The following is a 19,922-nucleotide window of genomic DNA, read 5'->3' as shown; positions in this document are numbered from 1 at the left end:
GAGGCCGGGGCCCGATTAGCCGCCGGCCCCGGGACGGCCCCCGGCCCCACGACGCCCGGCGGGCCGGCCCCCTGGGTCCAGCAGGAGGAGAGGTCCGGGGCCGTCTTCGCCCGGCGGCTGGGCCGGGGCCTGCTCTGGAGCGTGGTCGCCCTGGCGACCGTCACCGGTCTGCGGTCCTGGTTCCTGCCCGACCGCGCGCCCCGGCCCGCCGCCCCACCCGCGCCCGCCGCCGCCCCGGCCTACCCGGCCGCCGAGGCCCAGGCGCTCGCCGCCCGCTTCGCCCGCGCCTACCTGACCTTCGACCCGGCCCGGCCCGGGGAGCGGGCCGCGCTCCTGGCCACGGCCCTGCCGGCGCAGGCCGACCCCGCCCTCGGCTGGGACGGCCACGGCAGCCAGAGCGTGCTGGCCGTGGAGCCCGGCGCGGTGACCCCCGGGACGCCCGGCCCGCCCCGGGAGGCCCGCGTACGAGTCGACGTACTGGTCCGGGCCGGTGGCGGCCCCGCCCGCTGGCTCGGGCTGGACGTCCCCGTCGCCGGGGCCCCCGGCCGGCTGGTGGTCCGGGGCCGCCCGGGCCTGGTCGGCATCCCGGCCGGCGGCCCGGCCACCGGCCCCGGCACCCCCGAGCCGCCGGTGGACGCCGCACTCACCGCGCAGACCGCGGCGGCGGTGGCCGCCTTCTTCACCGCCTACGCCGACGGCACCGCCGACACCGTCACCGCCCCCGGCACCAGCCTCCCGCCCCTGCCCGCCGGCATCGCCTTCACGGCGCTGACCGCCTGGTCCGCGGACCGCGGCGGCGGCCCGGACCGCAGCGGCACCGCCCGGGTCACCTGGTCGCTGGCCGGCGCCGCACTGGAACAGGCCTACCGCGTCGAACTCACCCGGGTCGCCAGCGCCGACGCCGCCCGCTGGCAGGTCGCCGCGGTCCGCGGCGGCGCCGGATAACCGCCCGCACCCGCCCCGCGCCACCGCACGCCCACCCCGTCCCTCCCGACCCGCCCGCCCCGAAGGGGGAGCCCATGCACGCGACCACCCTCGCCCTGACCACCGGCTCGGAACTGCGCAACTGGATCCTGGCCGTCGCCGGGAACCTGTTCGCCGCCATCCTCGCCGTCCGCGCGGTCGGCTACTTCATCAAGGACGAGTGGGGAAAGATGATCACTCTGGTCGTCGCCGCCGTCTTCGTCGGCGCCATGATCTGGCTCCCCGACGAGATGCGCACCCTCCTGACCGGGGTGTGGGGCAAGGTCGCGGGGTCCGCCTGATGCGCGTCGGCCACACCTACACCTCCCACTTCGTCATCGAGGCCCGGCAGCACGAACTGCTCGGCCTCGACCTGGGCGAGGGCGTCTCCCGCCGCACCCTGCTGCTGGGCATCGCCCTCTACGCCCTGTGGACCGGGCCGCTCCTGCTGCTGCTCGGCGCCCCCTCCCGCACCTCCTTCACGCTCTACTTCCTGCCGCCGCTGCTCGCCACCGTGCACGGCGCCCAGCGCGCCCGCCGCACCGACCGCCGGATGAACCTCACCCACTGGTCCCTCACCGCCCGCTACCTGCTGCTCGGGCACCGGCCCGTGGTGTGTGGCGGCCGGCGCGCCGCGGCCCGCACCGAATGGATCCCGCGCGGTGCCCGCTGGGGCGGCCGCCTCGACGCCCTGCGCTCCTCCAGCGCCCTGGGCCCGCTGGTCCGCCGCTGGCTCGGCCCCGACGACAGCACCCCGCCGACCGCCGGCGCCCCGATCCCGCTGACCGCCAGGCCGCGCCTGTACGGCCCGGACGCGGTGGCCCGGGCGTACGGCCGCACGAAGGGACCGGGCCGGTGAAGGTCGTCCAACGGGTCGGCGCCTTCCTCGGCCTGGGCGGCGAACGGTCCGCCGCGCCCCCGCAGTACGCCGCCCTGGCCGACGGGCTGGTCATCACCACCGGGCACGCCGAAGCCTGGTACGTGCTGCGCGGCTCCAACACCGACCTGATGCCCGAGCCCGCCCGCGACGCCGAACTCGACCAGGCAGACCGGGCGTTGGCCCGCACCCTGGCCGGATTCGACTGCCACCTGCGGGTGTTGTGGTCGCCCCTCCAGGCCGACGACTACGCCGCCCAGGCCGCGGAGCTCTTCTCGGCCGGCCACTGGCAGGCCTGGGCCGACCTGCGGGTCCGACGACTGGCCCAGATCGGCATGGACACCCGGCACCTGCTCCTGGGCGTACGGCTGGCCGAGCGCGGCGGCCCGGTCGGCCGGGCGGGCCGCCGGGGCGTGCAGGACGGCCTCGTCGTCGACGCCACCGTGGTCGGCCGCCAGGAACTGGCCCGGCTGGACGCGCTGATGCGCCGGCTCGGCCGCCGCCTCGAGTCCAGCCCCTGGAAGGCCCGGCCGGCTCCGGTGGAGACGCTGGCCTGGATGATCTCCCGGGAACAGCACCGCGGCACCCGGCTGCCCGCCCCCGAGTCGGGGCTGATCACCGGCGCCAAGCTGACCTCCCTGACCCGCGGCCGGATCCTGCCCTACCCCGACCACCTGCGGGTGACCGGCGCGGACGGCGGGACCACCGCCTGGGTGGCGGTGCTCGCCCTGTCCGGCTTCCCGCCGCTCCTGGAGAGCCCGGGGGCGGGGGAATGGCTGCGGGTCCTCTCGGACGTGACGTACGCCCCCGACCTGGAGTTCCCGGCCGGGACCGACCCGCACGGGCTGCTCGCCCAGGTGTCCCCGGAGGCGTCGGTGCGCCTGCGGGTGCTGACCAAGCGCGAGGCGCTGGCCCGCACCGACGACACCCGCAAGCTGGCCAAGGAGCAACGGCGCTCCGCGGCCCGGCAGTCCGCGGAGGACCCCGGCCGGGAGGTCGCCGAGACCGAGGCGGTGATGGCGGCCCTCACCCGCGACATGCGCCGCGAGGACCTGACCCTCGTCGAGGACCACCCCCGCCTGGTCGTCACCAGCACCGCCTCGCTGGCCGACCTGCGCGCCCGGGTCGACGCCGTGGTCACCCACTACGGCGGCCTGGGCATCGAGGTGATCGTGGGGGAGGAGGAACAGCGGGAACTGTGGCTGGAGAGCCAGCCCGGGGACCGGCTGCGGGTCCCCGACCTCGGCCACGTCCGGGACGTCACCGCGCTGTCCGGCTCGTGGTGGTGGGGCGGCGCCCAGGTCGGCGACGACAAGGGCCCCATCGCCGGATACCTGACCGGCAGCACGCCCGGGGTCTTCCGCAACGACGTCACGGCCGGCTCGGACCGCGGCGACGCCACGACCACCGCCTTCATCGGCCGCTCCGGCCGCGGCAAGACCACGGCCATGATGCTCTCGATGCTGGACGCGGGCTTCCGCGGCGCGTACTGCCTGGCCATCGACTTCAAGGGCGACCTCGGGGGAGTGGTGAGCGCGGCCCGTGCCTACGGGCTCAACGCCCATCTGGTCGAGACCGGGCCCCGGTTCGCGGGGGTGGCCGACCTGTTCGTACTGCTCGACAAGGAGGGCAGCGAGCGCGCCCAGATCGAGGTACCGGCCCAACTGGGCATCGCCATGCCGCCGCACCTGCGGGCCCGCGGGGCGGAGACGCCGGTGCAGCACGCGACGAACGCCGTCATCGCGGCGGGGGACCCGGCCACGTGGAAGGTCGTCGAGTACCTGCGCGGGATGGAGAGCCCGCTGGCCCGGGAGACCGGGGAGGCCCTGCACGAACTCTCCCTGACCGCCATCGGCGCCCCCTTCATGGGCCGCCCCACCGGCCAGGCCTCACCGCTGGTGCCCGAACCGGGGCTGTGGGTCGTGCAGATCCCCGGCATCTCCCTGCCGGGTGCGGAGACGGCGCGGGAGGACTGGAACGTCCTGCAGCGGCTGTCCGTCGCCCTGATGCACTCCATGCTGGCGTACGGGGTGACGACCGCGGGCCGCCGGGACCTGCGGGGGTTGCGCAAGGCCGTGTGCATCCCGGAGGTGCACGTCCTGACCGCGACCCGCGAGGGGGCGGCCTTCCTGGGCTACATCGCGCGGGTGGGGCGGGCGTTGGCCACGTCCCTGCTGCTGGACACGCAGGATCCGGAGAGCCTTCTGCGGCACGTGGGGGTGGTGGAGCAACTGACCACGGTGGTCGGCTTCCAGCTCACCACGGCCGACCAACAGGACGCCCTGGCGGACCTGCTGGGGCTGCCGAGGGATCGGCACACCCGTGCCCTGATCCACTCCATCGGCCTCCAGGCCGACGGGGAGATCCGGCACGGCCACTCGATCGTCCGCGACCGCCGCTTCGCCGCCGCCACCGTCCAGTGGGACATCCCCTCCACCACCCTCCACCACCTCCTAGACACCTCCCCCCGCACCACCGCCCTCCCCCTGGAGCCCCTGCAATGACCCACCGCCGCTATTTGTCCGTCGCCGTGACCTTCGCCTTGGGCGGGGTGCTGGGTGGGTGTTCTTCGGGGGGTGGGGGGGCTGGATTGCAGGGTTTGCCTGGGCCGCCGGACGCCGTATTGCTGAGCTTTGCGAAGACGTACCAAACCGCTCTGAACGGCTTGGAGTGGGGGCAGGTGTGCGAGATGAGTTCGGTCCGACTGAGGAACGGGACGGTGACCGACTGTACGGCTAGCCATTACCCATTGCGTCGAACCTCGGACCGTGCTGCTGTCGGTCCAGTTGAGGCCTCTGAACTAACACCGATTGGCCCGACGGTGACGCATCCCGAGGGTTGGGGGGTGCTCGTCACATACACATATACCTGGGCTGGCGAGCCGACTCGGACAGCGCGAATCGCGCTCCGTCTCGTCAAGGAAGGTGGTGGCTGGAAGGTTGATCAGGAAGAGGATCTGAGTAACCGAGACCTCCGACAGGAATCCCCAGTCATGTCGGCGCTTTCGGAGGAGTGACGTGCGCTTCCGCCCGAGCACTGTATTGCACGGCGTGGCGACCATGTTGGTTGTCGTGATCGCCGCGCTATTTCTTCACCCCGCGCCGGCGTCTGCCGACAGTGTTGACCCAGCAGGAATCGGCGACCTAATGCCTTCCCCGACGAGCAGCGTCCCGAAGGGTGGGGAGACCTTGTATGAGACGTTTCGGAACGGAAGCCTATGGACCTTGGATTCCAACCTCAATGACTACGAGCTCGTCGACGGGACAGGGAATTCGATTGCCAACCTCTTCATGACCCTCACGGTCAGCGTGACGACCGCTTCAGTGGTGGTCGTGGGCTGGGTCTTCAACGTGACAACACTGCCCGAGGTCGAAGGTGCCATCACGGGAAGCATTGCGGAAGTAGCGAGGGGGGCAGCTGAGACTTTGATGCCTGCTGCGCTTGCAGTCGGAGCGTTGGTGGCGTTTGCGAGGCAACGCCGTGGAGACGGTGGTGGGGTGTTGTCGCAGGTGGCTTGGGTGATGGTGTCAGGCGTAGTCTCCATCTCCTTGCTGACTAGTCCCCAGGCGTGGGTCGATGGTGTCAACACAGCTCGAACAGTGGGCGCCAATGTCACGATGAGTGCGGCGAATGCCGGAATTGGCACTGGTGCAACCGATTTCCCCTTCAGGATTGATCATGAACCACGATTTACTGGTAACTCCCGTGATGACATGCTCCGTAAATCGTCTGACGCCGTATGGCGATCATATGTGGCAACACCGTGGTGCGTGGCAGAATTCGGGAGCCTAGAGGTGTGCAGCGAGTACGGGAATGCCCTGCTTAAACAGGGCATTGACTCCTCAACGCGAACGGATTGGTTGGACAGGTCCGTTCGGTTGGAACAGGTGGGGCCAGACACCCGCCTCTGGATTCAGGGGCAGTCGCCATACGGTCGGGTCATGGTCACTATCGCCGCCTTCGTGGGGGCGTTGCTTTTCGGGGGGTTGGTGCTGGCGCTGGCGTTGACCTCGTTGGGGACCTTGCTCGGGGCGTTCATGCTGCTGGTGTGTGGGGTGGTGTTTGCTTGTCTTTGGGTTATTCCGGGGCGGCCTCGGCAGTGGGGGTTGGCCTGGTTCGATCAGTTGCTTGCGCGGACGCTCGAGGGGTTGATCGCCACGCTCGTGCTCGGGTCCGTGCTCATCGTGCAGGTGGCCTGTACGCGGATGTTCGATCCCTACGGCTGGCTGCCGACCACCGGGCTCAGCATCGCCGCAGCCGTGGTCGGCATGCGGTTCCGGGCCGTGGTGGCGCAGATCATCGGGGTCACCGGCACTTCCGCCGGCGCGGTCGGCGGCTTCCTGATCGCCGGGGCCCTCGGCCGGGGGAGGGCCCGTCGCAAGGAAGGGGCCGACACCCCACCGCACCCCCGGGCCGCCTCCCGCCACGCACCCGCGGCGAGTCCCGACCCCGCCGGTCCCGACACACTCTCGCCGCCCCGCGTGCCCCCGGTCCGGGCGATGGCACCGCCGCCGTTGCCCGGTGGGGCAGGCGGGGTCCTGCCGGTGCGGGCCGCCGTCCCGCCCGCGTCCACCCCGGCCGGCTTCGGCAGGGCGATCACCGGCACCCCCGCCCCGTTCGCCCCCGCCACCCCAGGGCTCGCCACAGCGGCGGCAACCCCCGCCCGGGCCGCGGCCGTTCATGACGCACCCGCCGCTCCGCCCCAGCCCGCCGCCCTGCGCCCCGAGCGGCGTGCCGCGCCCTCGCCGGTCTCGTTCCGGCAGGCGCCCCCGCCGTTGGCCGAGCTGTTCGAGGAGGCCCGGCCGTGACGTCGCAGGACTGGCGGGAGTTGCTGAGTACCTGGGAGTACCCGGAGGAGGTCACGGCGGCCGGAGGCCGGCGGGCCCGGCGCCGGGCGGCGCGGGCGCACCGGGCCGAGGCCCGGCGCCGGACGACGGAATGGGTGCGGGAGCAACGCCGCCGGGAGCCGATCCGCCCCCTCGGCGCATTCCTGGTGGTCGCCCTGCTCCTCGGGCTCGGCACCGGCGCCCGGTCCCTGTGGCCGGACCTGGACGGCGCCGCCCCCGCGGCCCGGCCGGAAGCGGCGGCCCGCACCGCATCCGAGCCCCGGACCGCCTCCGAGCCCCGGACCGGGTCCGCGGGCCGGAACGGATCCGAGGCCCGGTCGGAACTGGTGGCCGGCACCGCATCCGCGACCCGGCCCGCAGCGGAGGCCCGGACGACAGCCGGAGCCCGATCGGCATCGGGGGCCGCCCCCGCAGGCGCGGCAGACCCTGCAGGCACGACAGACCCCGCCCGCAGGCCAGCCCCCGCCAACCCCGCCGCGCAGCCTGACGCCGCGGACCCCGAGGCGGTGGCGGGCCGGGCCGTCCGTGCGTACCTGACCCGGAACCCGCCGGTGGACGGCGACCTCAGCGCGCCGATCCGGCGGGCGGCCCCGTACATGTCGGACGAGCTGGTGCGGAACCTGCTCCGGTTCCCCGACCCCGCGTGGGACGAACTCGTCATGCGCGGCGGGGTGGCCACCGTCCGCGCGGTGACGGTGGGGCACGCGGCGCCGGGGCTGCCGGTGGACACGCCGTTGCGGGTGTGGCGCTCGGTCCGGGCGGAGGTCGAGGTGGCCGAGTACACCCGGACCACGGAGCCGACCGTGCTGCAGACCGAGGTGATGGTCTACCCCGACGGCACCTGGCGGGTCACCCGCATCCTGGGCCTGCGGTGGCCGGACCGGTGATGCGTACGGGATTCCACGTGGGCACCCTGCTGGCCGTTCTGTCAGTGGTCTGCGTGCTCGGTGTGGGGGTGGGCGGTTCGGTGATCGCGGGCCCGCCGGCGCGCGCCGAGGGCTGCCCCGGCCCGGACCCGGACGGGCCCGGGGCGCAGGGTGCGGGCGGTGCGCCGGCCGGGGAGCGGTTCCGCGGACGGCAGGTGGACCATGCCCGGATCATCGACCGGGTCGCGGCCGAGGGCGGGCTGTCCGGACGGGCCACCCTCGTCGGCCTGATGGCGGCCCTCCAGGAGTCCAGCCTGATGAACCTGGACCACGGCGACCGGGACTCGCTCGGCCTCTTCCAGCAACGCCCCTCCCGGGGATGGGGATCCGGCGCCCAGATCATGCAACCCCGTTACGCGGCGCAGATGTTCTTCTACGGCGCGAGCGACGGCGACCCGCGCGGGCTGACGGGGGTACCGGGCTGGGAGGCGATGGAACCGGGGCGGGCGGCGCAGGCCGTACAGCGCTCCGCGTACCCGGAGTTGTACGGCGGCCAGGAGGCGGTGGCCCGCCGCGTCGCCCGGGCGGCGGGCCTGGACCTGCACCGGCCGGGGACCCGACCGGGCCGGTACGGGCCCCCGGCCGGGGTCACCCTCCAGGGGACCCCGGCCCGGCCGGACCGTGAGTGCCCGCAGCAGCCGGGTGCCGTCCCGGCGCGGTACGCGGTGGCGGCCGGGGCCGCCTTCCACGACGGCCCGGCGGGGTGGCCGGCCGGCGTGCGCAACCCACGGACCACCGCCGGTGCCGTCGACTGGGCCCGCGACGAGGCCGCGCACGGCGGACCGCGCTGGTACCGCGCCTGCCTGGCCTTCGTGGCCGAGAGCTACGGCTGGCGGTACTCGGGCGTCCTGTACGCGGTCGACCACTACCGCACCATGCCGCCGGGGCTGCGCCACGACCACGACCGCGACCCGCCGCCGGGGGCCCTCATGTACTGGGACACCGGCCGCCGGGCCGGCCACGTGGCCCTCTACCTGGGCGCCGGCAAGATCGCCAGCAACGACATCACCCGCCCCGGCCGCATCGACGTCGTCGACGCCGCCGCCATCGAATCCCGCTGGCACGCCACCTACCTCGGCTGGGCCCCGCCCTACTTCCCCAAAGCCGGCTGAGGCCCGCCCCGCCCGTGGCCGCGGACGTGGGAGTGGTCCAGGCGAGGCGTCGCAGCGTGGGCGTCCGCTGGAGCTTCCCCGACCCGCCGGGCGTCTGATCAGGAAAGAGAATGATCTTTCACTGCACGGGGGTTACGAACATGGCGATCACTCTGGCCGAGGAGATCATGCTGCTGTCCCTGGACGACGAGTCCGGGTCGGCGAAGCAGCGGCAAGCCGCCGGGTGGGCGGTCGCGTGCGGGATCCTGCTCGAACTGGTGCTGGCGGGGCGGGTCTCGGTCCAGGGCAAGAACCTCGAAATGGTGGACCCGGCGCCCCTCGGTGAGCCGCTGCTGGACACCAGGACGGCGCTGATCGAGAGCTGGATGCGAGGCCGTGCGAAGCGCCCGGTAACGGCGTGGCTCACGAAGGACCAGTCGAAGGCCGTCGCCGCGACTCTTGAGCGCCTGTGCGAGCGTGGCGTGGTCGTGGCGGAGAGGCACAAGGCACTCGGCGTGTTCCCGGTGCGTCGCTACCCCGAAGCCGACGGCGCGGTGGAACGGGAACTGCGGGACCGGCTCCGGGGCGTGGTGCTGGACGGCCGCGAGCCGGACGCCCGGACGGCCGGCCTCATCGGGCTGATCCACTCGGCCAAACTGCACCGGCTGGCCTTCCCCGACGGCGAGCCGAAGCAGATCGCGTCGCGGATGGAGGAGATCGCCGCCGGACAGTGGGCAGCCGAGAGCGTGCGCTCCGCCATCCGCGACATGCAGGCGGCGGTGGTCGCCGCCACGGTGGTCACCGTGGTCGCGGCCGGCGTCTAGCGCCGACCGATCACGGCCAGAGAGTGCGGCACCCGCTGTGGGTCGATTCCGCGGTGTCGCACGGGCCGAGGCCGACCGCGTCACACTCCCCGGCGGCCGGCTGCCATGGTCTGAGCGTACGGGCAGCAAGGGGGCGTGGCCGGGGCGTGAAGGGCAGCGGGCAGGCGGGGCGGGGCACCGAAGCGGGCCAGGCAGTGCCAGACCTTCTTGAGGGCCTGCGGGTCATGGCGGCCGGTGCGGGCGGCTCGGCCGATCGCCAGGGGAGTCAGGCATCCCTCGGTCGCAAGGGCGGTGCCCAGGTCGACGTACTCCTGACCGCGGTAGTCGGGGTGGTGCCGCAGGTGGTCCACGGTCAGGCGGAAGCCCGGATGCCATTCGACGGGGCACGGGAGCCGGCGGGCCGCCTCCTCCACGTCCGTGCCGCGGTAGCTGGGGTCCAGGACCAACGCCTCGACGTCCCGGTCGAATCTGACGGGTCCGTGTACGTGGGCCTCGATGTGGCCGTCCAGGGCGTCCAGTCCGTCCGCCTCCGCCAGGCCGATCAGGGCGAAGCGGGACGCGACGGCGAAGGCTGCTGGATCCGTCGAGCTGTCCGGATAGCAGAAGGTGGTGCGTTCGAGGGCGTCGCCGGTGAGCCGGAAATGGGAGGAGCCGAAGCGGGGCGCCCCTCCGACCGGCGAGTCGTGGTGGTTGAGCGCCCCGTAGACCGGGCGCTCGCGAGCCGCAGCGTGATCGTACGCGCCGCCGAAGATGCGGCTCTCCCAGCGCCACCGGTCTCCGCCCCGATGGGCAGTCAGTCCGCCGTTGCTGGTACCGGTCACGAACTGCGAGTAGTAGACACCGTCTTCCGCCATCTGGAGGAGCAGCAGCCGGTCACCGGCCATGCGGTCGGGGTGGAAGTTCATGGTGAGCTTCAGCCCGGGGGCGAGAGGAGTTCCGGAGGCTCGAGCGGCCACGTGCCGCAGTGCCTTGTGGTGAGGTGACCCGGAAGTGCCTGCGACCATGCGCGCAGTGTGCGGGAACGTCACCGCCCGGCACGCGCGAATTTCCCGGTCGGGGCAGTATTCCTCCCTGATCCGGTAGGCCAGGCTGACCGGCGCCCCCCCGCGGGCCGGATCTCCGCCGGTCCGGGGCCGCGGGGGGTTGGTGCCGGCGGGCGCGACGGGGAGGCCGCTCGGGCCGTGGGGCCGGTACGGGTGTCAGTCAAGCAGGGGGTGGGTCGGTGGGGGACTGGAGCGGGGTACGAAAGGGGCGGGGGGTCGGCGGCTCTGAGCCGGTCCATCATCCAAGAGGGTGGGCTGCCACAATGGTTGGCATCTGCAAGGGGCTATGGCATCCGTGCGTGGTGCGTGCGAGGTGTGAGGTGACCGTGAGTGAGGTGGCGCATGAGTGGTGAGGTGCTTCCGCCGGGGCAGCGGCTGGCCAAGGGGTGGCCGGTCTCCCACTACGGGCCGGTGCCGCGGTTCCGCGAGGAGCGCTGGAACCTCCAGGTCTTCGGCGCCACCGACGCCGGCCGGACGTACTCCTGGACCTTCGGCGAGGTCCGGGAGCTGCCGACGGCCACCCTCACCACCGACCTCCACTGCGCCTCCGGAACCACGACGGTCGGGCACGAGTTCTTCGGCGTGCCGGCCGCCGTCCTGCTGGCGCTCGCCCCGCCGGCCCCGCAGGTCACGCACGTGATGGCCTGGGCCGAGTACGGCTACAGCGCCAACCTGCGGCTGGCCGACTTCGCCGCCGAGCGGACCCTGCTGGCCACCCACCACGACGGCGAGCCGCTGACCGTCGAACACGGCTTCCCGCTGCGGCTGGTCGTCCCCCACCTCTTCGGCTACAAGGGCCCGAAGTGGCTGCGCGGCATCGAGTACATGACCCAGGACCGCCGGGGCTTCTGGGAGGAGCGCGGCTACCACAACATCGCCGACCCCTGGGCCGGTCAACGGCACTCGTACCAGGAAGACGAGGCGACCTGAGGGCGAGGGCCCGAGGTCGGGGTCTCACGCCGAGGAGCGGCGGACCACCTCGGTGGGTGTGACGACCGGCGCGGGCGCGGGCGCGGCGGTGCCGGGGGCCGGGGCCAGCAGGGTGAGGAGCAGGTGGGCCATCAGGCGGCCCATGCCCTCGACGTCCTGGCGGACGGTGGTCAGCGGGGGTTCGGTGCAGTCGGCGACGGACTGGGTGTCGTCGAAGCCGACCACCGCCACGTCCGCCGGCACCCGGCGGCCCCGCTCCCGGAGGGTGGCCAGGGCGCCGGAGGCCATCAGGTCGTTGGCGGCGAAGACGGCGTCCAGGTCCGGTGCCCGGTCCAGCAGTCCGGCCATCGCGCGCCGTCCGGCGGCGGCCGTGAAGTCGCCCGCCGCGACCAACTCGGGGGCGCCCGGCGGCAGGACGTCCCGGTACCCGGCGAGCCGGTCGGCGGCCGAGGTCTGGTCGAGGGGCCCCGCGATGTGGGCGATCCGGCGGCGGCCCAGCGCGTGCAGGTGGCGGACGGCCGAGCGGGCTCCGCCCCGGTTGTCCGCGTCCACGTAGAGCACGTCCGCCCCGGGCCAGCCGGGCCGCCCGCCGTAGACGACGGGCAGCTGGAGCCGGGCGATGGTGGCGGGCAGCGGGTCGTCGGTGTGCAGGGAGAAGGCGAGCACCCCGTCGACGTGTCCGCCGGCCAGGTAGCGGGCGATCCGGTCGTGGTCGGCGGGGCCGTCCTGCAGCATCAGCACCAGCCGGCCGTCGTGTTCGCCGAGGGCCTTCTCGATGCCCCGCAACTGCCGCAGGAAGAAGGGGTCCGCGAAGACCCGGGTGCCGGGCTCCGCGATCACCACCGCCACCGCGCCGGTGCGCCGGGTCACCAGCGTGCGGGCGGCCGGGTTGGGGACGTACCCCAGCTCGGCCACGGCCGCCCGGACGCGGTCGGCGAGCGGACCCCGCACCCCCGCGCCGCCGTTGACGACGCGGGAGGCGGTGGCCCGGGACACCCCGGCGCGTGCGGCGACCGCTTCCAGGGTGGGGCGGCCGGCGGTCTCCTGTGCCATGGACAGGAGCGTAGTGCTCAGTGCCCGAAGCCGAACCAGTTGAGGTTGACGAAGTCGGCGCCCTGGCCGCTGGTGAAGGTGAGGTACACGTCGTGCACCCCGGTCACGGGCGTGGTGTTGGCCGGGACCGTGCGCCAGCTCTGCCAGCCGCCGGTGGCGGCGATCGCGAAGCTGCCGACGGGCGGAGCGGTCCGGCTGTCCAGGCGCACCTCGACCAGGCCGCTCACCCCGCCGGCCGCCCCGCTGGCCACCCGGCCGTAGAACTGCCGGGCGCCGGCGGCGCCGAAGTCCACCTGCCGGTAGAGCGCCCAGTCGCCGTCGGCCAGGGCGGAGAGGTTCCGGCCGCCGCCGGTGTCGGTGGTGGTCTCCGTGCCGGTGCCGGACTGGCCGTCGTACGACTCGGCCTGGAGCGTGCCGTACGCGTCCCTGGTCCCGCCGGGCGGCGGGGTGGTCGGGTCGGTGGGCGTGGGTGTGGGTGTCGGGTCGGTCGGCGGGGTGCCGCCGCTCTGCAGGACACGGACGTAGTCCACCACCATCGGGTGGCCGGGGACGGTCCCGCCGTCCGGACCGCCGCCGAAGGCGTCGGGGAAGCCGCCGCCCATCGCGACGTTCAGGATCAGGAAGTAGCCGTGTTCGGTGGCGCCGGCCCAGGTGGCGGCGTCCACCTGGTCCTGCCGGACCGTGTGGTAGACGGCCCCGTCCAGGGAGAACCGCATCTCCTGCGGGCTCGCGCCGCGGTCCCACTCGACGGCGTACGTGTGGAAGCCGGCCTGGCAGCTGACGGGGGAGCAGACCCGCTGGCCGCCGATCCCGGAGGTCTCGTTGCAGGGGCCGCCGGGGGAGGTGCCGCAGTGCATCGTCGCCCAGACCTGGTTGATGCCCTGGACGTTCTCCATGATGTCCAGCTCGCCGATGCCGGGCCAGTTCCACCAGTTGCCGCGGTAGGGGGTGCCGAGCATCCAGAAGGCGGGCCAGTAGCCCTTGGCCGCGGCGCCCGTCACGTTCGGCATCTGAACGCGCGCCTCGACGCGCAGCTTCCCGCCCGCGGGCGGTCGGAAGTCGCCGCGGCGGGTCTCGATCCGGCCGGAGGTCCAGTTCCCGGCGGCGTCCCGCAGCGGGGTGATGCGGAGGTTGCCGGTGCCGTCGAGGGAGACGTTCGCGGTGCTCGCGGTCATCGTCTCGATCTCGCCGGTGCCGAACCGGGCGGGGCCGCCCGGGTAGCTCGTACCGGTCGTGTACTGCCAGTTCGTGCCGTCGACGGCGGCGCCGGCCGGGCCGTCGAACTCGTCCGCGAAGACGGTCGTCCAGCCGGCCGGGGGCGGCGGGGCCGAGGCGCGGGCGGGCAGCGAAACGGCCCCGAGGGCCGCGGCGGCGGCGACCAGCAGGGCCGACAGCCCGCGCGCGGTACGCCGCCAGGGGCCCGGGGCGGACCGGGGAAGGGGAGGGATGGGACTCATGGGCACCTCGTGAGGGGGGAGGGAAGTGCGGCCGGTGTCCGGATTTTTGAGAGCGCTCTCAAAGGGGGTGCGCGGCTACTGTGCTCCTCCGGCCCGGTGCCGACAAGAGGTGAACGCCCGTGAATCCGAAGGATTTTGGGAGCTGCGAGTGGTGAAGGCGGGCAGCGGCGGCCGGGCAGGGCGTCTACGAACTGACGGACGTGGTGGCGGTCGGGGACCGGGAGCGGGGCGTCATCCCGCCCTGCGGCCGCTGCCGGCAGGTGATGCTCGACTACTTCCCGGACGTGAAGGTCATCGTCGGCGCGCCCGGGCGGCTGCGGGCCGTGCCGGTGGCCGCGCTGCTGCCGGAGAGCTACGTCTGGGCCGACCAGCAGCTCGACGCCTGAGCGCAGCACCCGGCCGCCGCCCGGGTCGGACCGCCGGGCCCGCGGCGGACCCCGCCCCGGCGGCCCGGTCCCGCCCTCAGGCGGAGTCCGGCCGCCCCTGCCGCACCGCGTCGTGGGCGGCCAGCGCCGCCCGCAGGGTCAGCACGTCGGCGCCGCGGGACGCGTCCAGACCGGTGAGTTCGGTCGCCTTGCGCAGCCGGTAGTCGACCGTGTTCGGGTGGACCTGGAGCCGGGCCGCGGCCCGCCGCCGGTCCAGGCCCCGGGCCAGGAAGGCGCGCAGCGTCTCGAGCAGTTCGGGGCGCGCGTCCAGCGGGTCCAGCAGTGCGGCCAGTCCCTCCCGGGCCGGGCTCGGACGGCTCAGCTGGTACTCCAGCAGCACGTCGTCCAGCAGGTACAGCCCGGGGCCCCGGCCGGCGGCCGCAGCCACCGCGCGCACCTCCCCGGCCAGCCGGGCGGCCTGCGCCACCCCCTCGGGCGCCGCCACCGTCGCCGCGGCCAGCAGTTCGGCGCCGCACATCCGGCCCAGCTGCTCCACCAGGTGCGCCAGCCGCTCCCGGTCCGCCGGGCCGAAGTCCGCCGGGGGCGTCTCGTAGGGGATGAGCGCCAGGCCGCCGTCCCCGGACAGCACCGACAGCGGCACGCCCGCGGTGCGGCGCTGGAGTTCGTTGCGCAGCCGCCGGAGCTTGCGGCGGGCCGCGACGGAGTGGTTCACGCCGGGGACCAGCTCGTCCGGGTGCGGCCCCACCGCGACGCTCAGGACGAGATAGCACGGCGGCAGCCGGATCCCCGCCCGGTCCGCCGCGACCTGCGGGTTGCCGCCCTCCAGCAGCCGGGAGAGCAGCGACTGCAGGGCGACCTGCTCGTCGCTGAGCGCCGTCTGCCGCTCCTGCACGTACCCGGCGGCCACCTCGCAGCTCACCAGCCGCAGGTACGCGAGGAGTTGGCGCTGGACCAGCAGGACGTCGGCCAGGTCGCCCGGCCGGGCGGCCGAGAAGACCTGCGCCGCGCACTCCTCGGCGCCCAGGTGGTAGGCGCCGACCACGGCCTCCAGCGGTACGCCCTCGTCCGCGCGCCGGGCCGAGGACTCGCGGATGGCCGCCGCCTCGGCCTGCCCGGGCATCTCCCCCGTGCACAGGACCGCCGCGAAGCTCCGGATCCCGCGGGTCACCTGCTTGGCGATGTCGCCGCCGAGGTGTTCGGCCGGCAGGGAGCCGTACACCGGCAGCCGTTCGACCAGCCGGACCATCACGGCGCGCTCCAGCGCACTAGAGGCGTCCTGGAGCCGTTTGTGGACCGGCACGCCGCCGAACCGCGGCACCTGCACGCCTTCCGCGGTATTGGATCCGGTCACAATCCACCTCGCACATCTCTGTTCCCCACCCCGGAGACTGGGCCGCTGACCGGCCCCATGATGTTTCCGGGACATCACCTACTGGTTGGTAACACGACTGGCTAGTGGATGGCCAGATGTGGCAGGGACCGCGGCCGCATCGTTCACGAAATCCCCTGCCGGGGGCCGCCCGCCCCGGCCCGACGCGCCGCGCACCGGACCCCCCGCCGGCGCGTCGGACCCCCACCCAGGAATCGAGGAACGCATGTCCAAGGCAGCCCTCCGCCTCCTCTCCGTCGCCGTCGCCACCGCCGCGGCCGTCTCCGCCGCGCCGGCCGCCACCGCCGCCGGATCCGTGCAGGCCGCGGCCTCGGCCACGGCCGCCGACGGTTTCTACGCCTACGCCGGCAGCGAGCCGCTGTCCGCCTTCGCGCCGGGCGCCGTCCTCAAGACCCGGACGCTGCAGTACCACGTGCTCGGCATCCCCACGCCGCTCAAGGCGGTCCAGCTGCTCTACCGCACCACCGATGCGCAGGGCCGGCCGGCCGCCAACGTGACCACGGTGGTGCACAGTCCGGGCGGCGACGGCAGCAAGGCCGTCTCCTACCAGTCGTTCTACGATTCGCTGGACCCGCAGGACGGCCCGTCCCGGGCCATCGCCGGCGACGTCTCGCTCGGCGGCCTCATCCCCAACGCCGAGAGCCTGCTGCTGGCCCCGCTGCTGCTCCAGGGCTACGACCTGGTCATCCCGGACACCGAGGGCCAGAGCGCCAACTTCGCGGCCGGGCCGGAGTACGGCACCAACACCCTCGACTCGATCCGCGCCGCCTCGAACTCCTCCGCCACCCGGCTGGACTCCGACACGGCCGTCGGCATGATCGGGTACTCCGGCGGCGCCATCGCCACCAACTGGGCCGCGGCGCTGGCGCCGGACTACGCCCCGGACGTCAACCGCCGGCTGGTCGGCTACGCCGAGGGCGGCCTGCTGGTCGACCCGGCGCACAACCTGAAGTACGTGGACGGCTCGCTGGCCTGGTCGGGGGTCATCCCGATGGCCGTCATCGGCGTCGCCCGCTCCTACGGGATCGACCTCAAGTCGTACCTCAACAGCTACGGCCAGGGCGTCTACGAGGACCTGGAAAGCGGCTCGATCATTGACGCGATCGGCCACTACCCGGGGCTGACCTGGAAGAAGATGGCCAAGTCGCAGTACGCGAACCCCAATTCGATCCCGGCGTTCCTGACGGCCGTCAACAAGATCAACCTGGGCTCCGCGGCCACCCCCACCGTCCCCGGCTTCATCGGGCAGGGCGACGGGGGCGTCCTGGAGGGGACCTTCAGCAACCGCCCGGGCATCGGCACCGGTGACGGCGTGATGGTGGCCGGGGACGTGCGCGCGCTGGCCCGGCAGTACTGCGCCACCGGCGGCGCGCCCGTCAAGTACAGCCAGTACGAACTGCTCAGCCACACCGGGGCGATGGTCGCCTGGACGCCGGTAGCGCTGGGCTGGCTGAACGACCGCTTCGCGGGCCGCACCGCCCCGTCCGACTGCGGCCGGATCCCCGGGGGCAACTCGCTCGCCCCCGAGCAGCCGGCGCCGCTGTCCTGACGGCGGGTCGCGGCCCGGTCCGTCAGCCGGCGGACAGGGCCGCGACCAGCTCGGGCAGGTTCCCGCCGGCCACCGCGAGGGCCAGGTGGTCGTGGTAGTCGCGGCTGTGCCGGATCAGGCCCCCGCGCACCCGCAGCACCTGGACGTTGGAGACCTCGAAGTCCACGCCGGTGCCGCGGTGGTGGGCGTGGTAGTCGAACTCGGCGACGATCACCTCCGGGTCCGAGGTCTCCCGGAGGACCAGGTTGGCCGGGGTGAGGTCCAGCGGCGAATGCGCGGCGACCTCGGCGAACCGGGCCGCGAGCGTCGCCCGGCCCTCGAAGCGGCGCGGCCCCACCGGGGCGAAGACCGACTCCACCACGGCGTCCTCGGCGTAGAGCGCGGCCAGCGAGGCGTAGTCGCCGGCCGCGATGCCGTCGAGGAGGCGGAGGAAGACCTCGCGGGGCGAGGGCTCGGGGGATGGCGCGCGGGACGGGGTTTCGGACACGATCGACCTCCAGGGGGATCGGTACGGGGCACGCAGTAGAATCGGACTGACGACTCCGTTTCAACGGTACGGAGTCGTCAGTCCGGTTGTCCAGGGGTGCCGGCCCACCGGCCGGAAACGACCGGGGCGCGGCGAGGAAGAGGGGTGCGGCATGGCGGAACGGCCGTTGCGGGCGGATGCGGCGCGCAACCGCGCAAAGCTGCTGGCGGTCGCCACCGAGGTGTTCACCACCCGCGGGATCGGCGTGCCGACCGAGGAGATCGCCCGGACCGCGGGCGTCGGCGTCGGCACCCTCTTCCGGCACTTCCCCACCAAGGAGGCGCTGCTGGAGGCCGTGATGGTCGGCCGGCTGGACGAGAGCGCCGCGCAGGTCGCGCAGCTCGCGGCGGCCGCCGGCCCGGCCGAGGCCTTCTTCTCCTGCTTCCGGCTGCTGGTCGAACAGTCCGTCGGCAAGAGCGAGTTCACCGAGGCGCTGGCCGCCGCCGGGGTCGACGTGCACGCCGCGCTGCGCGAGCGCACCGAGGAGATCCGGGACCGGCTGTCCGGCCTGCTGGCCGGCGCGCAGCGCGCCGGGGCGGTCCGGCCGGAGCTGGGACTGCCGGAATTCCTCGCCCTGTTGGCCGGCACCGGCCGTGCGGTGGAACAGCTCGGCGAGGACCCGGCGGCCCGGGAGCGGATCTTCACGGTGGTCCTCGACGGACTGCGCCCGCACTGAGCGGCGGGCGCCGCGCCGTCAGCGGCACAGGGCCGTGTCCACCAGCCGGTCGGTCCGCTTCATCGGCCCCTCCGTCGGCGGCTGTTCGGTGACCGCGACCGTGACGGCCCGGCCGTCGGCCGTGACCCCGCCCCGGGTCTCGTACCCGGGGATGCTGCCCCCGTGCCCCCAGTACACCCCGCCGCAGGACAGCGGCCGGCTCACGATGCCCAGTCCGTACCGGGCCCGCGGGCCGAAGACCTGCTCCGCCGGGACGGTGGTGCGCATCTGCGCCAGCTGCGGCGGAGCCAGCAGCCGGCCGCCCAGCAGGGCGGCGAAGAACCGGTTGAGGTCGGAGCCGGTGGAGACCAGCTGGCCGGCCGCCCAGCCCCAGGACGGGTCCAGTTCCGTGACGTCCTGGCGCGGACCCGCCGCCGACTCCTGGTGGTAGCCGTGCGGATGGGGCTCGCGGATGCCGGTGTCACCCGGCGCCGGGAAGTAGGTGTGGCGCAGCCCGAGGGGGCGGATGATCCGGTCCTCGACCTCCCGGGCGTACGGGCGTCCGGTGACCTTCTGCACGATCAGGCCGGCCAGCACGTAGTTCGTGTTGCTGTACTCCCACTTCGTGCCCGGCCGGAAGTGCCCCTCGTGGGCCAGCGCGATGTCGACCAGCTCCCGGGGCTCGTAGTAGCGGGGCTGCAGGTCGTACTCGGTGTAGTTGGGCAGTCCGCTGGTGTGCTGGAGGAGCTGGCGGACCGTGATGCGGCGGCCGTCGATGCGCTTGCCGCGGACCAGGCCCGGCAGGTACTCCTCGACCGGCGCGTCCAGCCGGACCTTGTGCTCGGCGACCAGTTGCAGCACGAGCACCGCGGTGAACGTCTTCGTGTTGCTGCCCACCCGCACCTGCCCGTCCCGGGGCACCGCCGCGCCGGTGGCCAGGTCGCCCACCCCGGCCGTGTAGGAACGGACCCGGCCGTCGCGGCCCTTGACCGTCGCCAGCGCGGCCGGCAGGCCGTCCCGGTGTACGAGCGCGTCGAGCCCCTGCTGGACGGAGTCCGGCCGGGCCGGGGCCGCGACCGCGGCCGGCGCCAGGGCCCCCACCGCCAGGGCCCCGACCGTCACCGCGGCCACCGCCGCGAGTCCGGTCCGCCGCCGCCAACCGGACCTGCGCCGCGCCTGCCGGGTCTGCTCGCCCATGAGTCAACTCCTCTGGATCTGCCGGGAATCCGGCGGGACCTCCCGCCGGACACCAGCATCTCCGGGCCACCGCGCCGGGACGATCATGCTTGCCCCCGGACCGGGGTGGGGATGACCCCCGGCCGACCGCGCGGCCCGCACCCGGCCGGGAGACCGACCGGTACGTCCGATATTCGGTCGCCCCCGGGGGGTGCCGCGGGCACAATCA

Annotated in this window: 17 protein-coding genes and 1 pseudogene; 12 read left to right on the top strand and 6 right to left on the bottom strand. The window is 74.1% G+C overall.

Features of this window, described 5'->3' with window-relative positions:
* The 8 genes from AB0O40_RS27500 to AB0O40_RS27465 form a co-directional block, all read left to right on the top strand.
* Positions 1 to 945: conjugal transfer protein (locus AB0O40_RS27500; RefSeq protein WP_365047169.1), on the top strand; the 945-nt coding region annotated here is incomplete at its 5' end.
* 74 nt (positions 946 to 1,019) lie between these two features.
* On the top strand, positions 1,020 to 1,265 hold the full coding sequence (locus AB0O40_RS27495) for a hypothetical protein (protein ID WP_365047167.1): 246 nt from the start codon (positions 1,020 to 1,022) through the stop codon (positions 1,263 to 1,265).
* Positions 1,265 to 1,822 (top strand): hypothetical protein, encoded by a 558-nt coding sequence (locus AB0O40_RS27490; RefSeq protein ID WP_365047165.1) that lies wholly within the window; start codon positions 1,265 to 1,267, stop codon positions 1,820 to 1,822. Before AB0O40_RS27495 ends, AB0O40_RS27490 begins: the two co-directional genes overlap by 1 nt.
* The gene (locus AB0O40_RS27485; protein WP_365047163.1) at positions 1,819 to 4,344 is read left to right on the top strand and encodes an ATP-binding protein; all 2,526 of its coding nucleotides are present in this window, start codon (positions 1,819 to 1,821) and stop codon (positions 4,342 to 4,344) included. Before AB0O40_RS27490 ends, AB0O40_RS27485 begins: the two co-directional genes overlap by 4 nt.
* Positions 4,345 to 5,781: 1,437 nt before the next feature.
* A complete protein-coding gene (locus AB0O40_RS27480) occupies positions 5,782 to 6,648 on the top strand; it encodes a hypothetical protein (RefSeq protein ID WP_365047161.1) in 867 nt (288 codons plus the stop codon).
* Positions 6,645 to 7,574 (top strand): hypothetical protein, encoded by a 930-nt coding sequence (locus AB0O40_RS27475; RefSeq protein ID WP_365047159.1) that lies wholly within the window; start codon positions 6,645 to 6,647, stop codon positions 7,572 to 7,574. Before AB0O40_RS27480 ends, AB0O40_RS27475 begins: the two co-directional genes overlap by 4 nt.
* On the top strand, positions 7,574 to 8,725 hold the full coding sequence (locus AB0O40_RS27470; RefSeq protein WP_365047157.1) for a peptidase M23: 1,152 nt from the start codon (positions 7,574 to 7,576) through the stop codon (positions 8,723 to 8,725). Before AB0O40_RS27475 ends, AB0O40_RS27470 begins: the two co-directional genes overlap by 1 nt.
* Positions 8,726 to 8,865: 140 nt before the next feature.
* Complete coding sequence (locus tag AB0O40_RS27465; RefSeq protein ID WP_365047155.1) at positions 8,866 to 9,528, top strand: GPP34 family phosphoprotein; 663 nt, start codon at positions 8,866 to 8,868, stop codon at positions 9,526 to 9,528.
* A gap of 80 nt (positions 9,529 to 9,608) precedes the next feature.
* Here the strand turns inward: AB0O40_RS27465 and AB0O40_RS27460 are convergent, their stop codons facing one another.
* Positions 9,609 to 10,532, bottom strand: coding sequence for a DUF3626 domain-containing protein (locus AB0O40_RS27460; RefSeq protein WP_365047153.1), 924 nt, complete (start codon positions 10,530 to 10,532; stop codon positions 9,609 to 9,611).
* Between the two features lie 381 nt (positions 10,533 to 10,913).
* On the opposite strand from AB0O40_RS27460, the gene AB0O40_RS27455 reads away from it, so the two are divergent.
* Positions 10,914 to 11,501, top strand: coding sequence for a molybdopterin-dependent oxidoreductase (locus tag AB0O40_RS27455; RefSeq protein WP_365047151.1), 588 nt, complete (start codon positions 10,914 to 10,916; stop codon positions 11,499 to 11,501).
* A 24-nt stretch (positions 11,502 to 11,525) separates the two neighbouring features.
* Here the strand turns inward: AB0O40_RS27455 and AB0O40_RS27450 are convergent, their stop codons facing one another.
* The gene (locus AB0O40_RS27450; RefSeq protein WP_365047149.1) at positions 11,526 to 12,554 is read right to left on the bottom strand and encodes a LacI family DNA-binding transcriptional regulator; all 1,029 of its coding nucleotides are present in this window, start codon (positions 12,552 to 12,554) and stop codon (positions 11,526 to 11,528) included.
* Between the two features lie 17 nt (positions 12,555 to 12,571).
* A complete protein-coding gene (locus tag AB0O40_RS27445) occupies positions 12,572 to 14,011 on the bottom strand; it encodes a glycoside hydrolase family 16 protein (protein ID WP_365047147.1) in 1,440 nt (479 codons plus the stop codon).
* A 164-nt stretch (positions 14,012 to 14,175) separates the two neighbouring features.
* Here AB0O40_RS27445 and AB0O40_RS27440 point away from each other — a divergent pair.
* Positions 14,176 to 14,397, top strand: a pseudogene (locus AB0O40_RS27440) (cytidine deaminase); the annotation flags it as partial.
* 76 nt (positions 14,398 to 14,473) lie between these two features.
* Here AB0O40_RS27440 and AB0O40_RS27435 read toward each other — a convergent pair.
* Positions 14,474 to 15,748 (bottom strand): helix-turn-helix domain-containing protein, encoded by a 1,275-nt coding sequence (locus tag AB0O40_RS27435; RefSeq protein ID WP_365047144.1) that lies wholly within the window; start codon positions 15,746 to 15,748, stop codon positions 14,474 to 14,476.
* 244 nt (positions 15,749 to 15,992) lie between these two features.
* Here AB0O40_RS27435 and AB0O40_RS27430 point away from each other — a divergent pair, with 244 nt between their 5' ends.
* The gene (locus AB0O40_RS27430; RefSeq protein ID WP_365047141.1) at positions 15,993 to 17,336 is read left to right on the top strand and encodes a lipase family protein; all 1,344 of its coding nucleotides are present in this window, start codon (positions 15,993 to 15,995) and stop codon (positions 17,334 to 17,336) included.
* A 22-nt stretch (positions 17,337 to 17,358) separates the two neighbouring features.
* Here AB0O40_RS27430 and AB0O40_RS27425 read toward each other — a convergent pair whose 3' ends face one another.
* Positions 17,359 to 17,823, bottom strand: coding sequence for a nuclear transport factor 2 family protein (locus AB0O40_RS27425; protein ID WP_365047138.1), 465 nt, complete (start codon positions 17,821 to 17,823; stop codon positions 17,359 to 17,361).
* A 151-nt stretch (positions 17,824 to 17,974) separates the two neighbouring features.
* Between AB0O40_RS27425 and AB0O40_RS27420 the strand changes: the two genes are divergently transcribed.
* A complete protein-coding gene (locus tag AB0O40_RS27420) occupies positions 17,975 to 18,538 on the top strand; it encodes a helix-turn-helix domain-containing protein (protein ID WP_365047135.1) in 564 nt (187 codons plus the stop codon).
* Positions 18,539 to 18,556: 18 nt separating this feature from the next.
* Here AB0O40_RS27420 and AB0O40_RS27415 read toward each other — a convergent pair whose 3' ends face one another.
* The gene (locus tag AB0O40_RS27415) at positions 18,557 to 19,714 is read right to left on the bottom strand and encodes a serine hydrolase domain-containing protein (RefSeq protein WP_365047132.1); all 1,158 of its coding nucleotides are present in this window, start codon (positions 19,712 to 19,714) and stop codon (positions 18,557 to 18,559) included.
* Between the last annotated feature and the right edge of the window lie 208 nt (positions 19,715 to 19,922).

The organism is Streptomyces sp. NPDC089919 (assembly GCF_040684615.1).
Taxonomy (GTDB): Bacteria; Actinomycetota; Actinomycetes; order Streptomycetales; family Streptomycetaceae; genus Streptomyces.
Note: the sequence above shows the minus strand (reverse complement) of the source record. Positions and strands in the feature narration are given on the sequence as shown.